Genomic DNA, 13,711 nt, shown 5'->3' with positions numbered 1-13,711 from the left:
GCCTGCGCTCAGCCTACGACCGCCCTGCCAGCGGCGTCTTGACACAGAAGGGAGCCATGAGCGGACGTCCGCCGCGATCGGCAAGAGCGACCTCGTACTGGCTCGGTGGCCACGAACGATGCTGCGTCGTTGCGCCCTTCGCGCGCTGCGAGGCGTTGCATGCGGACGTCTCTGCGCGCCTGGCGAGGAAGCAGCCTTCTGCTCTGCGTGCTGACCCTGGGCAGCTGTTCGGCGTTGCCGCTGGGGGATCCGCCGCCGCCGGAGGCTGGCGTGCGCCCGGTGGGAGCGGCAATCGGCCTGGTGGTGCCGCTGTGCCGTGGCGAGGTGATCAAGCACGTCACCCTCACCCGGCGGGCCACCCGTTCTGCCTGCTCGTCCAGTAAGGCACTGCCGACACCTAGCGGGGGCCGAGCCCGGTCCGGCCGTCCAGCAGCTCGCGCGCCGCGTCAAGGTGCCCGGCGTGGCGGGCGGTCTCCTCGATCAGGTGCAGCGCCACCCAGCGCAGGTCCGTGATGGGCTCATCCGGCCACGGGATTCCGTGCTGTCCCGGCAGAGACGTGTCGAGGCCGCGGGAACGCAAGATCTCGTCCGAGATCCTGCACTGCGCCCGGTAGTGCTCGATGACGGCGGCGCTGTCGTGCTGCGTGACGAACGCCGCATCCGGGTCGTAGGGCGGATCCACGACGCCGTCCGTCCATGTCACGGTCGGCTGCGTGCCCGCTGCGACTCGCTGGAACCACATCGCCTCCGCCCCGGCGAGGTGCAGCACCAGACCGATGGGCGTCCAGCCGGACGGCAGCACGGCGGCGTGCAGCTGCGCCTCGTCGAGGCCCTCGATGATGGCCAGGACGGCCTGACGCTGCTGATCCAGGAAGTACTGGAGGCGGTCGACTTCGCTGATCCCGGGTTCACCCACCGGCGCACCCTACCGACCCGGCATGGACGTGCCGTAGTACGGGAACGTCATCATCGCGATGAAGACCGCCCAGCCGCGCGAGACGGCCCAGCCGGCGTCGTCGACGTCCATCGCGCGACGGAAGGCCCTTCTCGACTGGCAGGTCGGCGTGGTACCAGGCGGCGGTGCTCGGCTCGCGGCTGCGCGAGGCCCCGCAGGCCTGGTCTCACACCGCGCGCGAGGTCGTCGGCCAGCTGCTGGCGCGGCGCCCCGGCGACCACGTGGTGACCGACCACCGCTCCGGGTAGCCCAGGGCCGGCTCGCCGAGGTGCACCACCTCCGGCACCCGGACGCCCACGGCCCGGCTCACCATGGGCAGCCAGGCCGCCCGAGTCGTCCGCCGTCCTCAGCTCGAGATCGGCCCAGGCGGGGCACTGCGTATCGACGAGCCGGCGCACGAGCGACAGGTCGAGCAGCAGCTCGTCAGCGTGCAGCGGCGGCACCGACGCAGCCGCAGCTCAGAAGCGGCGCGCGAGCAGCTCTTCGGCGATCTGGACGGCGTTGAGGGCCGCGCCCTTGCGCAGGTTGTCACCGACGACGAAGAGCGTGAGACCCCGGCCACCCTCGACCGTGGGGTCGGTGCGGATCCGGCCGACGTAGCTCGGGTCGCGGCCCGCGGCGTCCAGCGGCGTCGGGACGTCGGAGAGCTCGACGCCCTCGGCACCCGCGAGCAGCTCGGTGGCGCGCTCGGGCGACAGCGGACGCTCGAACTGCGCGTGGATCGCCATGCTGTGGCCGGTGAACACCGGCACCCGCACGCAGGTGGCGGCGACGGCGAGGTCGGGGATGTGCAGGATCTTGCGGCTCTCGTTGCGGAGCTTCTGCTCCTCGTCGGTCTCACCGCTGCCGTCGTCGACGATCGACCCGGCGAGCGGCAGGACGTTGAAGGCGATCGGCTTCACGTACGCGTTCGGCTGCGGCATCTCGACCGACCGGCCATCGAACGCGAGCCCGGCGGCGACGTCCGCCACCTTGCGCACCTGCTCGTCGAGCTCGGCGACGCCCTTGCCGCCCGAGCCCGACACCGCCTGGTACGACGAGACGTACAGCCGCCGCAGACCGGCCTCGCGGTGTAGCGGCGACAGCACCGGCATCGCGGCCATGGTCGTGCAGTTGGGGTTGGCGACGATGCCCTTGGGGGTGTCGCTGAGGTCGTCGGCGTTCACCTCGCTGACGACGAGCGGCACCTGCGGGTCCATGCGCCAGGCGCTGGAGTTGTCGACCACGATGCCGCCGGCTGCAGCCACGCGGGGCGCCAGCTCGAGCGAGGCGCCCTTGCCGTTACTGAACAGCGCGATGTCGATGCCGCTGAGGTCGGCCGTCGCAGAGTCCTCGACGGTGACCGTCCCCCCGGCCCACGGCAGCGTGCTGCCGGCCGAGCGGGACGACGCCAGGAACCTGACGTCGTCCAAGGGGAAGCTCCGCTCGGCGAGAAGGGTCCGCATGACCCCGCCGACCTGACCTGTGGCTCCGAAGACCGCGACGCGCATGGCACCAGGGTAGGCGCTCTCACGCACTGGACGGCGGGCCGCCCGCTCCCCGAGACGCAGCTTGGGGTCAGAACCCCAGGCGCTGGAGCTGCTTGGGGTCGCGCTGCCAGTCCTTGGCCACCTTGACGTGCAGATCGAGGTAGACCTTCTGCCCGAGCAGCGCCTCGATCGAGTGCCGCGCCCGCGTTCCGACGTCCTTGAGCCGAGCGCCCCGGCGCCCGATGACGATCGCCTTCTGCGACGGCCGTTCGACGAACAGGTTGACGCGCACGTCCAGCATCGGGCTGTCGGCAGGTCGGTCCTCGCGCGGCAGCATCTCCTCGACCACCACGGCCAGGCTGTGCGGCAGCTCGTCGCGCACGCCCTCGAGGGCCGCCTCGCGCACCAGCTCGGCCACCATCACCGCCTCGGGCTCGTCGGTGAGCTCGCCGTCGGGGTAGAGCGGCGGGCCCTCAGGCAGGTGCTTGACCAGGACGTCGGCGACGACGTCGACCTGCTCGTCGCGCACGGCCGACACCGGCACGATGTCGTCCCACGTGCCGAGCTGGTCGATCGCGATGAGGTGCTCGGCGAGGTGCGCCCGGTCGACCAGGTCGATCTTCGTGGCGAGAGCGATGACGGGCGTGCCGCGACCCTCGCGGCGGATCGCCGCCAGCTCGTTCGCGATGAACCGGTCGCCCGGCCCGACCTTCTGGTCGGCGGGCAGGCAGAAGCCGACGACGTCGACCTCGCTGAGCGTCTCGCGCACGAGGTCATTCAGCCGCTGCCCGAGCAGCGTGCGCGGGCGGTGCAGGCCCGGGGTGTCGACGAGCACGAGCTGGGCGTCCGGCCGGGTGACGATGCCGCGGATCACGTGCCGTGTCGTCTGCGGCTTGCTCGAGGTGATCGCGACCTTCTCGCCGACGAGCGCGTTCGTCAGCGTGGACTTGCCGGCGTTCGGTCGCCCGACGATGCAGGCGAAGCCCGACCGGTGCTCGTTCATCCACCCAGTGTCGCAGGCTCGGGCGATGCTCGGGGTGCCGCGGGACGTCGGGCCGCCAGCGCGAGCGCGAGCAGCACGAGCACGGCACCGAGCCAACCCAGCGCCGACAGCCGCTCGCCCAGCACCAGCACGCCGAGCAGCGCGGCCACGACCGGCTCGGCCAGCCCGATCGTCGAGGCCACCGATGCCGCGACGCTGCGCAGCCCGGCGGCGAACAGCCGGTACGCCAGCGCCGTCGGCACCAGGCCCAGGTAGACCGCCATGAGCAGCCCCGACGGCGTGGCGAGCCAGTGCAGGTCGGTGAGGGCCAGGGCCGGCAGCAGCACGACCGCGGCGACGGTGAAGGCCACTGCGGTGGTGACGGCCGGAACCGCTCCGCTGGCCACCGCGCGTCCCGTGGCCACGGTGTAGGTCGCGTACGACAGCCCGGCGCCCAGAGCCAGCAGCGTGCCGCCGAGCGTCAGCCGCGCGGCACCGCCGCCGAGCACGAGCAACAGCAGCCCGACCACCGCGAGCGCCGTGGCGATCGCCCACCGCGCGCTCACCCGCCGGGAGATGAGGCCGGCGAACAGCGGGGCCGAGCCGATCGCCACGAGCGTGCCCACGGCGACGCCGGTGAGCACCACCGCCGCGAGGAACGTCACCTGGAACGCCGCCTGGGCCACGCCGGCGACCACGGTGGCGGGGCGGCGCAGCTCAGCCGTCGCGCCTCCGCCGCGCAGGTGCGGCCAGGCGAACGCGACCAGCAGCAGCGCGGCCACCACGAGCCGAGCCGCGCCCACCGAGGCAGCCGGGGCGTCGGGGCCGAGCACGCGCGCGGTGCCGATCGTGCCGAACAGCGCCGCAGCGGCGAGCACGAGCAGGCCGCCGCGGGCGGGACGCCCGGCGTCCGCCGTCACTGCGGTGCCTGCTCGTCGCTCTCGGCGCCCCGCGCGAGCTCAGCCATCTCCTCACGGACGTCGCGCACGACCACCGTGGCGATCCGGTGCCGCCGCCCCGCCGGCCGCTCCGCCGTCAGCTCGAGTCCCTCGACCACCGCCTGCGCTCCCGGGATGGGCACGCGCCCCAGCGCCTTCGACAGCAGGCCGCCCACCGTGTCGACGTCCTCGTCGTCGAGCTCGAGACCGAACAGCTCACCGAGCTCGTCGACGTGCAGGGTCGAGCGCACCCGCACGCTGCCGTCGTCGAGCCGCTCGACCGCGGCGTCCTCGCGGTCGTACTCGTCGGTGATCTCGCCGACGATCTCCTCGAGCACGTCCTCGATGGTGACCAGGCCGGCGGTGCCGCCGTACTCGTCGACGACGATCGCGACGTGCGTCTGGTCGCGCTGCATCTCGCGCATCAGGTCGTCGACCGGCTTGCTCTCGGGCACGTAGAGCACGGGGCGCATCACCACGGTCACGGGCACCGACTGCTCCGAGGCGGCGTCGCTGTAGACGCGGCGCGTGACGTCCTTGAGGTAGAGCATGCCGAGCACGTCGTCGGCGCCGCCGTCGCCCACCACGGGGATGCGCGAGAAGCCCGAGCGCAGGAACAGCGACAGCGCCTGGCGCAGCACCTTGTCCTGCTCGATGGTGACCATGTCGGTGCGCGGCACCATCACCTCGCGCACGATGGTGTCGCCGAGCTCGAACACCGAGTGCAGCATCTCCTGCTCGTCGGCCTCGATCACGGCGTTCTCCCCGGCCAGGTCGAGCAGCTCGCGCAGCTCGGCCTCGTTGGCGAACGGCCCGTCCCGGTAGCCGCGACCGGGTGTCACGGCGTTGCCGATGGTCACCAGGAGGCGGGCCAGGGGGCCGAGCAGCCGGGCCAGCATCACCAGCACCGGTGCCGCCACGAGGGCGACCACCTCCGAGTGCTGGCGGCCGAGCGTGCGCGGGCTGACGCCGACGAGCACGAACGACGCGACCACCATGACGGCTGCGGCGACGAGCAGCGCGACCCACTGCCGTTCGAACGCGCGCGTGGCCATGATGGTGACGAAGACGGCGGCGAACGACTCGCAGACCACGCGCACGAACGTCGACACCGACAGGTACGGCGCACTCGCGGTCGTCACCTGCAGCAGCGAGCCGGCGCCGCGACGCCCCTCGTCGACCAGGTGCTCCGCGCGCAGCCGGCTGACGCGCGAGATGGACGCCTCCGCTGCCGCGAGGGCAGCCGCGAGCACGACGAGCAGGACGACGGCGAGCGCGAGGCGCACGTCGGAGGCGCTCATGAGGTGGGGCGACCTCGCTCGGCCAGGAACGTGAGCAGCAGCCGGCGCTGCAGCTCGAACATCTGCTTCTCCTCGTCCGGCTCCGCGTGGTCGAAGCCCAGCAGGTGCAAGATGCCGTGGGTGGTGAGCAGCAGCAGCTCCTCGGCCGTGGTGTGGCCGGCCTCGGCCGCCTGCTTGTGCGCCACGGACGGGCACAGGACGACGTCACCGAGCAGGCCCGGCTCGGGCTCCTCGTCGTCGCTGCCCGGTCGCAGCTCGTCCATCGGGAAGCTCATCACGTCGGTGGGGCCGGGCAGGTCCATCCACTGCACGTGGAGCCGTTCCATCGCCGGCTCGTCGACGAGCACGATCGACAGCTCGGCCTGCGGGTGCACGCGCATCGCGTCGAGGACGTGGCGGGCGAGCAGCACCAGCTCGCGCTCGTCGCACTCGAAGCTGGTCTCGTTGTTGACCTCGATGCTCATCGACGCGACCTGCGCGCAGCCCGGTTGCCTTGCAGCGCAGGGCGTTCGGCGTCGCGATCCTGCTGGCCGGCGTCCCAACGGCCGTAGGCGTCGACGATCTCTCCCACCAGCCGGTGCCGGACGACGTCGTGGCTCGTCAGCATGGCGAAGTGGACGTCGTCGAGCCCGTCGAGGATCTGCTGGACGACGCGCAGACCGGACTGCGTGCCGCTCGGCAGGTCGACCTGGGTGACGTCGCCGGTGACCACGATCTTGGAGCCGAACCCCAGGCGGGTCAGGAACATCTTCATCTGCTCGGCCGAGGTGTTCTGCGCCTCGTCGAGGATGATGAACGCGTCATTGAGCGTACGACCCCGCATGTACGCCAGCGGTGCGACCTCGATGGTGCCGGCGGCCATGAGCCGCGGGATCGAGTCGGGGTCGAGCATGTCGTGCAGCGCGTCGTAGAGCGGCCGCAGGTAGGGGTCGATCTTCTCGGTGAGCGTGCCCGGCAGGAAGCCGAGCCGCTCGCCCGCCTCGACCGCCGGGCGGGTGAGGATGATCCGGTTGACCCGCTTGGCCTGCAGCGCCTGCACGGCCTTGGCCATCGCGAGGTAGGTCTTGCCCGTGCCCGCCGGCCCGATCCCGAACACCACCGTGTTGTCGTCGATCGCGTCGACGTAGCGCTTCTGGTTGAGCGTCTTCGGCCGGATCTTCTTGCCGCGGTTCGACAGGATGTTCATCGTCAGCACGTCGGCGGGCCGCTCAGTGGTCTGCTGGCGCAGCATGGCCACGGAGCGGTCGACGGCGTCCCGCGTGAGCGGCTGGCCGGCCGCGATCACGGTGAGCAGCTCGTCGACGAGCCGCTCGAGCAGTGCCACCTCGGCGGGCGGCCCGGTGACGGTCATCTCGTTGCCGCGCACGTGCACGTCGACGCGCGGGAACGCGCGCTCGATCGTCCGCAGCAGCTCGTCCCCCGGGCCCAGCAGCGAGACCATCGGCACGTCGGGCGCGACGACGATCGTGTGCGGTGCGGACGGGTCCGGCGCCGGGGTGGCCTCAGCGGGCTGGGACGAGTCAGTCGGTGTGTCGCTCATGGGCGGCCTGCGCGGCCTGCAACCCCTTCGCTGCGGTGGTCGGGACCCGATCATCGTAGCCGCGGACGCCGACACCCCCCACCCGGTTTGCCCCCTCCTGACGCTACTGACCGAACGGCAGCGGCCGGCGGGTCATCGGGTACGTCGCCCAGTACAGCCGCGTCGGCGCGCCCGACGCATCGCGGACGACGCGCAGCACCTCTCCCTGCTCGCGGCCAGACGCCACCCGCCACCGCTCCCCCTCGCGCCGCAGCACGGCGGGCGGCTTGCTCGGCGGGGCGGCCACAGCACGCAGCTCGAGGTGACCGCCCTCGGCGCCGTCGACGTCGGGCTCACTGCCCGCGCGCCATGACGCGGCGTACTCGATGCCCTCGGCCCACCAGGTGCCGAGCAAGGGCTCGACGTCGGCAGGCACCGGCGCGCCAGGACGCCACGGCTGCGGCTCGTCGGGCACGGCGTCGAGCACGGTCTCGGCGAGGTCGAGCGCCAGGGACGCCGGGTCGGCCGCCCGGCTGGTGTTCGTCAGCACGGCGACCACCAGGCCGCTGCCGCGCTCGATCACCAGGCTGGCCAGGAACCCCGGCATGGCACCGTCGTGGCCCACGAGCATCCGCTCACCACGGCGGTGCAGCATCAGACCGAGACCCCAGCCGAGGGTCCACTGCTGCAGGTCGGCCATCGCGTGCAGGTGCGTCATCTCGGCGACGGTGGCCGGGGCGAGCACCGCGGGGTCGGGCTCGGCCCAGAAGGCGCCCCAGGTGGCGAGGTCGGCGACGGTCGTCCACAGCTCGGCGGCGGGGGCGAAGGCGTGACCGGGGAACAGCGGCTCGGGGTGCAGCCGGTCGGCGTACGGGTCGACGAAGTAGCCGCGCGCCACCGGAGCGGTGGGTGCGGTGGTCGTGCGCCGCAGCCCCAAGGGCTCCAGCAGCCGCTCGTGCAGCACCGTGGCCCACGGCGCGCCGCGTCGTGCCGCGACCACCTGGCCCAGCAGCGCGAAGGCGAGGTTGGAGTAGTGCCAGCGCTCCTGGGGTGAGAGCACGGCCTCGGCCTGAGCCAGGTCGGCGAGCAGGGCGTCGAGGTCGGGGCCGCGCAGCGTCTCCCACACCTCGCCGACCGGTTCGCGCTGCAGTCCCGACAGGTGGCACAGCATGCGGCGCAGCGTGGCGCCCCCGTGTGCCGGCACGTCGAGGTGGGCGCCGACCTCGTCGTCGAGGTCGAGCAGGCCCTCGTCGCGGGCCTGCAGCACGAGCGCAGCCGTGAAGGTCTTGGTGATCGAGCCCATGCGGTACTGGACGTCGGCACCGGCGCTCAGCAGCGCGGGGTCGGCGAGGCCGTCGGCGCCGAGGTCGGCGGCTCCTGCGAAGGCGTCGAGCTGCACGGCGCCGCGGCGCACGACCCGGGCCACAACGGACGGCGCGCGCCAGTCGCGTTGAGCGCCCGAGACCTTGCGCCGCAGCGTGTTCGCGAGCTGGTCGGGCAGTTCAGGAACCCGCTCGCCGCTCACCCGGGCGGCCACGTCATGTCGCGACCACCGATCACGTGGCCGTGCGCGTGGAAGACGCTCTGGTGGGCCTGCGGTCCGCTGTTGAAGACGAAACGGAACTGGCCGCCGTTCTCGTCCGCCGCCACCTGCGCCGCGAGCCGGGTGACGGCCACCAGCGCGTCCGGGTCGCCGTGAGCCAGCGCCCCGACGTCCTGGTAGTGCGCGCGGGGGATCACGAGCACGTGCAACGGCGCCTGCGGCTCGAGGTCGCGAAAGGCGATGGCGTGGTCGTCCTGCGCGACGATCGTGGCCGGGATCTCACCCGTCGCGATGCGGCAGAACACGCACTCGGGATCGTGCGGTGTCGGGGTGGTCTGGCTCACGGTCCCGAGGCTAGCGAAACCCACGCCGCGCCGGGGTAAACCCCCGGCGTACCTCGCGCGTGCAGACTGCATGGAGATCGTCCAGCGAGAGGTGGTGAGCGTGACGTCCCCCGACCCGCGCGCCGGCCTCGACGACGCCTCGCGGTGGTCGGCCGACGAGGCGCTGACGGAGCTCTACCGGGCGCACTGGCGCTCGCTCGTGCGGCTGGCGTTCCTGCTCGTGCGCGACCAGGCCGTGGCCGAGGACGTCGCGCAGGACGCGTTCGTCAGCATGCACCGGCGCTGGGCGCGCCTCGACCAGCCCGACCAGGCACTCGCCTACCTGCGCACCTGCGTGGTCAACGGGTCGCGCACGGCGCACCGCCGGCGCGCGGTGCGCGACCGGTGGACGGCGTCCGGCGGGCCGACGCGGCTCGACCCGGCACCGCGAGGTGAGTGGGTGCACCCGAGCGCCGAGGACCTCGTGGTCGCGGGTGCAGAGCACCGCGCCGTCACCGCCACGTTGCTGGCACTGCCCCAGCGCCAGCGCGAGGTGCTCGTCCTGCGTTACCACCTCGACCTGTCCGAGCAGGAGATCGCGCGGACCCTCCAGATCAGCCCGGGTGCGGTCAAGAGCCACGCCCACCGCGGCCTGGCGGCGCTGCGCCGGGCCCTGGCCGTCCAGGGTGCGTCCGGCGACGCCCCCCAGCCTCCCGAGGAGCCGCAGCCATGAGCCGCGACCACGATCCCACCAGCCTGAGCGGACTTCCGGCGCCGGACGACGACCCGACCGCCGCGGCGCTGCAGCGAGCCCTCGCCGACGACGCCGCGTCCGTCGAGCCTCGAGACCGGCTGGACGACGTCCGCCGGCGTGCGGCCCGGCGCACGAGGTGGCCGGCTGCCGTGGCCGCGGTCGCCGCCGTCGCGACGCTGGCCGCCGTCGGCTCCCAGCTGCTCGGCACCGGCCGCGACGACGTGACGCCCAGCGGCGGGTCGCGGACGACACAGGTCAGCACTCCCGCGTCCTCTCCGGCGAGCACGAACGCGACGACTGCACCAACCACCGCGGACGGCCAGCCGGCCACGGCCGTGCTTCCGGTCTACTACCTCGGCCGCGACGGCGACCGGTGGGCGCTGTTCCGCGAGTTCCACCGCCGCACCCTCGCCGACACGACGGCGGCGCGGCTGCAGCTGGCTCTGGACGAGGCGACGATGAACCAGGCGGTGGGCGACCCCGACCTCACCTCCCCGTGGCTGCCTCGCACCGAACCGCTGAAGGTCACCCGCTCGGCCGACGTCGTGACCGTCGACGTCCCGGCGGGCGAAGCACAGGCCGGGGGACGAACCGCCGAGCAGGCGCGGCTCGCCGTGCAGCAGCTGGTGTGGACGGCGAGCGCCGTCACGCAGGACGCCCACCTCGGTGTCCGGGTGCTCATCGACGGCGCACCCGGCACGCTCTTCGGGCACGAGCCGGTGGGAGGCGTCGTGCACCGGACGACCCCGAGCTACGAGGTCCTCGGCTCGGTCTGGGTCGAGGTCCCCGACGAGGGTCAGGCCGTCGGCTCACCGGTGACCGTGCACGGATCGGCGTGCGTCTTCGAGGCCGCCCTCTCGTGGGAGCTGACGCGAGGCGACGTCACGGTGTCGACCGGTCACACCACCGCCAGCAGCGGCTGCCCGCAGCGGGGCACCTGGCAGGTGGCCCTCGGGTCGCTGGCCCCGGGCACCTACACCTTCCGGGCGTACGAGGCACCGGCCTCGGGCAGCGGGCCCGACCGAGAGGACACTCGCACCTTCGTCGTCCGCTGAGCGGTTCGTCCGAAGTGTCGCGACGTCGGCTGAGATCGTTGGGCCGTAACGCAGACAGCCCGGCGTCGCGACGCCACCATGGGTCTGAGGTGATCGCCATGAAGGACACCGAGACCGGCCCCAGCGAGCTGTTCGACGGCGAAGACGTCGACGTCGGTGACGACCCGCCGGACGACCCCGACCTCAGCGACGCGGAGGTCGCGGCGATCAGGGCGAGCCAAGCCGATCCCGCGACGCCAGCCCTCGATGCCGAGGGCAACTGAGATGCCGAAGCTGCTGCTCGTGGGCGTGATGCTGCCGGCGGAGAGCCGCACCGGCATCGGGCACACCGCCTGCACGCTGGGCGGAGTCAACTACGAGTCGAAGGGCTCGGTGGGCTGCATCCGCGGATCGGTGGCGCGAGGTGCGGCGCACCCGCTGTTCCGCCACCGGTTCCACCTGCAGATCTCGGACGCTCAGGCCCTGCGCGCCAAGGGCTACGCCGACGCCTGCGTCGGTCAGCCGTACGTCTGGGCCAGCGTGCCGACGTCCCGGCACGGGGGTGACTGCTCCGGCTACGTCTCGGGCATCATCTGCGCCGCGCTGGGCCGCGAGCCGGTGCCGCACCGGCTGTTCGCGACCATCGGCTGGCCGGTCGTGGCCCGCGGCCTCGGCTTCGCGCCGGGGCTCGTCGGCGCGGTGGTCACGCAGGTGGGCGCTACCGCGATCGGCGTCCTCGACCGGCCGTTCCCAGGGTCGCCGGTGGCCCGCAACAGCCCGAAGCACAGCCACGTGAAGTGGATCCAGGCCCGGCTGAACTTCGCCGCCGAGAACCACCACGCGGTGCTGGGCGGGCGGGCGCTCGACGTCGACGGCGACTTCGGGGACGACACGTTCGCCGTCGTCCGCGCGTTCCAGCGCAGCCACGGCCTGCAGGGCCTCGGCATGGTGGGGCCCAAGACCTGGCGACTGCTGAACGCCGTCCGCTGAGCGGCGGAGGGCTCAGCCCCAGCGAGCGGCGGCGCTGAGGACGGCGAGCGCCGCCGGCCCGGCGGTCGACGAGCGCAGCACGTGAGGCCCGAGCCGGCACGCCACGGCGCCGGCTTCCTCGAGCCGCGCCAGCTCCTGCGGGCTCACCCCGCCCTCGGGGCCGACCACGAGCAGCACCTCACCGGCGGCCGGCAGCTCGACGCCCGCGAGCGGCGTCTGCGCGTCCTCGTGCAGCACGACCGCGAGCGCCGCCTGCTGCACGCGCCGCACGAGGTCGTCCGCGTGGGCGAGCGCGCCGACCTGCGGCACGCGGGCGCGGCGTGCCTGCTTGGCCGCGGCGCGCACCGTGCCTTGCCACCTGCGGCGCGCCTTCTCACCGCGCTCGCCGCGCCAGATCACGACGCTGCGCTGGGCCTGCCACGGCACCACCTCGTCGACGCCGAGCTCGGTGGCCCCCTCGACCGCGAGGTCGTCGCGATCGCCCTTGGCCAGCGCCTGCACGAGCACGAAGCGAGGCTCGGGCTCGGGCTCGACATCGCGCTCGTCGACCCGCAGCACCAGCCGCGCGGGCTCGGCCGCCGTCACGGTGCAGCGCGCGACGGCGCCGCCGCCGTCGGCGAGGTCGACCCGCTCCCCCACACCGATCCGGCGCACCGTGGCCGCATGGCGGCCCTCCGCGCCGTCGAGCACGTACGTCGCACCCGCACCGATGCCGTCGAGCGCGCCCTCGTCGACGAGGAACAGCGGCGCCGTCACGCCGTCACTTCCCGCTGAGGGCGTCCCGCAACCGGCCGAACAAGCCGCTGCCGTGCGTGGCCAGCCGCCCCTCGGGCCGCTCCTCGCCGCGCAGCACCGCCAGCTGCTGCAGGAGCGCCCGCTGCTCGTCGTCGAGGTTCCTGGGCGTGTTGACCTCGACGTGGACGACGAGGTCGCCGCGGCCACCTCCGCGCAGGTGCGTGACGCCGAAGCCGCGCAGGGTCGTCACCTGCCCCGACTGGGTGCCGGGCTCGATGTCGAGCGTCTGCTCGCCGTCGAGGGTCTCCAGGGTGATGCTCGTGCCGAGGGCCGCCGCCGTCATGGGCAGCGCCACGGTGGCGTGCAGGTCGTCGCCGCGCCGCACGAAGGTCGCGTGGTTCGCCACCGCGATCTCGACGTACAGGTCACCGGCCGGGCCGTTGCCCGCGCCGACCTCGCCCTCGCCCGCGAGCTGGATGCGCGTGCCGGTGTCGACACCCGCGGGGATGCGGATCGTGAGGCTGCGCCGCGAGCGCACCCGGCCCTCGCCGGAGCACTGGATGCAGGGGTTGGAGATCACGGTGCCGAAGCCCTGGCAGGTGGTGCAGGGGCGCGAGGTCATCACGTTGCCCATGAAGGAGCGCTGCACGTGCTGCACCTGGCCGCGACCCCCGCAGACGTCGCAGGTGCGGGTGCCGGTGCCGGGCTGCGCGCCGTCGCCGTGACACGTCGGGCAGCCGACGGCGGTGTCGACCGAGATCTCCTTCTCGGTGCCGAACACGGCGTCCCGCAGGTCGACCTGCACGCGAATCAGCGCGTCCTGCCCGCGGCGCTGGCGCGAACGCGGGCCGCGCTCGCCCGTCGCGCCGCCGCCGAAGAAGGCGTCCATGATGTCGGTGAACGAGAAACCCTGGCCGAAGCCGGCCGCCCCGGCGCCGAAGGGGTCACCGCCGCGGTCGTACGCCGCCCGCTTGGCCGGGTCGCTCAGCACGTCGTAGGCGGCGCTGACGTTCTTGAACTCCTCCTCGGCCTCGGGCCCGGAGTTGACGTCGGGGTGCAGCTGGCGGGCCAGGCGGCGGTAGGCCTTCTTGATCTCCTCAGGCGTAGCGTCACGGGCCACGCCCAAGGTCTCGTAGTGGTCGCTCAAGGGTCCTTCTCTTCACGCGGT

16 protein-coding genes are annotated in these 13,711 nt (G+C 73.3%); 4 read left to right on the top strand and 12 right to left on the bottom strand.

The window, feature by feature from the left end:
• Positions 1-397: 397 nt before the first annotated feature.
• From ASD06_RS04330 to ASD06_RS04290, 10 genes are all read right to left on the bottom strand, one after another.
• Entirely contained in the window at positions 398-916 is a 519-nt protein-coding gene (locus ASD06_RS04330; RefSeq protein WP_200941878.1) for a DinB family protein, read from the bottom strand.
• Positions 917-1,121: 205 nt separating this feature from the next.
• The gene (locus tag ASD06_RS18750; RefSeq protein WP_157371502.1) at positions 1,122-1,265 is read right to left on the bottom strand and encodes a hypothetical protein; all 144 of its coding nucleotides are present in this window, start codon (positions 1,263-1,265) and stop codon (positions 1,122-1,124) included.
• A gap of 148 nt (positions 1,266-1,413) precedes the next feature.
• Positions 1,414-2,445, bottom strand: coding sequence for an aspartate-semialdehyde dehydrogenase (locus tag ASD06_RS04325; protein WP_056673745.1), 1,032 nt, complete (start codon positions 2,443-2,445; stop codon positions 1,414-1,416).
• 67 nt (positions 2,446-2,512) lie between these two features.
• A complete protein-coding gene (gene era, locus ASD06_RS04320; RefSeq protein WP_056673694.1) occupies positions 2,513-3,427 on the bottom strand; it encodes a GTPase Era in 915 nt (304 codons plus the stop codon).
• Positions 3,424-4,326, bottom strand: coding sequence for an EamA family transporter (locus ASD06_RS04315; protein WP_157371501.1), 903 nt, complete (start codon positions 4,324-4,326; stop codon positions 3,424-3,426). The genes era and ASD06_RS04315 overlap by 4 nt, the downstream gene beginning before the upstream one ends.
• The gene (locus ASD06_RS04310; protein WP_056673691.1) at positions 4,323-5,645 is read right to left on the bottom strand and encodes a hemolysin family protein; all 1,323 of its coding nucleotides are present in this window, start codon (positions 5,643-5,645) and stop codon (positions 4,323-4,325) included. The genes ASD06_RS04315 and ASD06_RS04310 overlap by 4 nt, the downstream gene beginning before the upstream one ends.
• On the bottom strand, positions 5,642-6,109 hold the full coding sequence (gene ybeY, locus ASD06_RS04305) for an rRNA maturation RNase YbeY (RefSeq protein ID WP_056673688.1): 468 nt from the start codon (positions 6,107-6,109) through the stop codon (positions 5,642-5,644). The genes ASD06_RS04310 and ybeY overlap by 4 nt, the downstream gene beginning before the upstream one ends.
• Positions 6,106-7,185 carry a PhoH family protein gene (locus ASD06_RS04300; RefSeq protein ID WP_056673686.1) on the bottom strand — a complete coding sequence of 360 codons (1,080 nt, stop codon included), beginning with the start codon at positions 7,183-7,185 and terminating at the stop codon, positions 6,106-6,108. Before ASD06_RS04300 ends, ybeY begins: the two co-directional genes overlap by 4 nt.
• Positions 7,186-7,288: 103 nt before the next feature.
• Positions 7,289-8,689: a serine hydrolase gene (locus ASD06_RS04295; protein ID WP_082537704.1), complete on the bottom strand. Its 1,401-nt coding sequence runs from the start codon at positions 8,687-8,689 to the stop codon at positions 7,289-7,291.
• A complete protein-coding gene (locus ASD06_RS04290) occupies positions 8,686-9,051 on the bottom strand; it encodes an HIT domain-containing protein (RefSeq protein ID WP_056673735.1) in 366 nt (121 codons plus the stop codon). The genes ASD06_RS04295 and ASD06_RS04290 overlap by 4 nt, the downstream gene beginning before the upstream one ends.
• 70 nt (positions 9,052-9,121) lie before the next feature.
• Here ASD06_RS04290 and ASD06_RS04285 point away from each other — a divergent pair, with 70 nt between their 5' ends.
• From ASD06_RS04285 to ASD06_RS04275, 4 genes are all read left to right on the top strand, one after another.
• Positions 9,122-9,763, top strand: coding sequence for an RNA polymerase sigma factor (locus ASD06_RS04285; RefSeq protein ID WP_082537694.1), 642 nt, complete (start codon positions 9,122-9,124; stop codon positions 9,761-9,763).
• On the top strand, positions 9,760-10,839 hold the full coding sequence (locus ASD06_RS04280) for a Gmad2 immunoglobulin-like domain-containing protein (RefSeq protein WP_056673683.1): 1,080 nt from the start codon (positions 9,760-9,762) through the stop codon (positions 10,837-10,839). Before ASD06_RS04285 ends, ASD06_RS04280 begins: the two co-directional genes overlap by 4 nt.
• 98 nt (positions 10,840-10,937) lie before the next feature.
• On the top strand, positions 10,938-11,102 hold the full coding sequence (locus ASD06_RS18745; RefSeq protein ID WP_157371499.1) for a hypothetical protein: 165 nt from the start codon (positions 10,938-10,940) through the stop codon (positions 11,100-11,102).
• Position 11,103: 1 nt separating this feature from the next.
• Positions 11,104-11,808 carry a peptidoglycan-binding protein gene (locus ASD06_RS04275; RefSeq protein ID WP_056673680.1) on the top strand — a complete coding sequence of 235 codons (705 nt, stop codon included), beginning with the start codon at positions 11,104-11,106 and terminating at the stop codon, positions 11,806-11,808.
• 12 nt (positions 11,809-11,820) lie between these two features.
• Here ASD06_RS04275 and ASD06_RS04270 read toward each other — a convergent pair whose 3' ends face one another.
• Entirely contained in the window at positions 11,821-12,564 is a 744-nt protein-coding gene (locus tag ASD06_RS04270) for a 16S rRNA (uracil(1498)-N(3))-methyltransferase (RefSeq protein ID WP_056673677.1), read from the bottom strand.
• Between the two features lie 4 nt (positions 12,565-12,568).
• Positions 12,569-13,690 (bottom strand): molecular chaperone DnaJ, encoded by a 1,122-nt coding sequence (dnaJ, locus tag ASD06_RS04265; RefSeq protein WP_056673674.1) that lies wholly within the window; start codon positions 13,688-13,690, stop codon positions 12,569-12,571.
• Positions 13,691-13,711 lie beyond the last annotated feature (21 nt).

This window comes from Angustibacter sp. Root456 (assembly GCF_001426435.1).
GTDB lineage: Bacteria > Actinomycetota > Actinomycetes > Actinomycetales > Angustibacteraceae > Angustibacter.
The sequence above is the reverse complement of the archived record's forward strand: the minus strand, read 5'-3'. Positions and strand labels throughout refer to the sequence as shown.